1 protein-coding gene and 2 pseudogenes are annotated in these 1,227 nt (G+C 45.4%); 2 read left to right on the top strand and 1 reads right to left on the bottom strand.

From position 1 onward, the window contains the following. Positions 1-202: sodium:proton antiporter NhaD (gene nhaD, locus CIK04_RS24220; RefSeq protein WP_176463419.1), on the top strand; the 202-nt coding region annotated here is incomplete at its 5' end. 78 nt (positions 203-280) lie between these two features. Here the strand turns inward: nhaD and CIK04_RS24215 are convergent. Beyond that, positions 281-679, bottom strand: a pseudogene (locus CIK04_RS24215) (GFA family protein). 209 nt (positions 680-888) lie between these two features. Between CIK04_RS24215 and CIK04_RS24210 the strand changes: the two are divergent. Next, a pseudogene (locus tag CIK04_RS24210) lies at positions 889-1,227 on the top strand (YitT family protein); the annotation flags it as partial.

The raw sequence follows: 1,227 nt of genomic DNA, 5'->3' as shown, positions 1-1,227 counted from the left end.
TTGGCTGCTGGTCACCTTAACGGCTGGCGTGGGAGGCAGTATGTTGTCGATCGGTTCGGCGGCTGGCGTGGCATTAATGGGAGCCGCTCGCGGTCAATACACTTTCTTTGGTCACTTAAAATGGAGCCCGGTGATCTTGCTTGGTTACTGCGCCAGCATCGCGGTCCATCTGGTGTATAACACGCAAACCTTCAACTACTGATCTTATTCAAAGAGGGCTATCAACGCTTGGTAGSCCTCTACTTGTTGCCGATACTTCGATTTTCAACACTTCACTATTTTATCGATCAGCGGGATGATTGACCCCATCCATCAATGGAACCTCACCAATATCATAAGGATTCACGCCTTCTAAACAGCCCAAATTGAAGCCATATTCATCTGGAGATGAGCGACGTTGATGGTGAGTATAGATACCGACTGGTGGAGACAAATAATGTTTGGCGGTATGAGTATTAAACTGATAGAGCTTCAACAAGGCTTCGCCTTTGATGATGCGGATCCCATCCAATTTCACCGACGCCACAATGGCCCCTTTTCTTCGACATAAGGAGCAGTCGCAGCGCCTCGGGCTTCATCAATGCCATTGGGTAAATCGAGCTCAAGCTCGACACCACCACAGTGACAACTTCGCTTTGTGTTTTTCTTGGATAACGGTTGGGCCAACTTGTTTGATCATCGCTTGCTTCCTGCGTTTACGGGTTTTCTCGCTCACCATCAAAGCTGTTAACTTTCAGTGTTCCAACCAGCTTGTGTAAAATTTGTTAAACACTTAACAGTTTCACCAATTCTGTTGCAAACTCGACAAAAGGCTCAATAATCGACATCTTTAGCGGGTTTTAGTCTGTTTTACTCTTTAACAGCATTTTTGAAAGGAAGCCCGACGAAATGGATAAAGATCATAGTTTAAGAGAGAACTTACTGGCGCTGACATTAGGTAGTGCCTTGGTTTCTCTCGGTGTTATCTTTTTTAATCAAGTAGGATTATTGACTGGTGGAACCGCAGGATTGGCAATTTTCCTAACCAAAGTCACTGACTTTAGTTTCGGCCAAGTGTTTTTGCGTTGAACCTACSTTTACCTACTTCTGTGATGCGCATGGGATGGCGCTTTACCATCAATACTTTTATTGCCGTGACAATTGTCTCATTCGCCGTAGACCATTTGCATCACGTCATTCAAATTGCACACATTGACCCGTTTTATGCCGCCCTACTTGGCGGAGGTT

Source organism: Vibrio sp. 03_296, assembly GCF_002265885.1.
The sequence above is the reverse complement of the archived record's forward strand: the minus strand, read 5'-3'. Positions and strand labels throughout refer to the sequence as shown.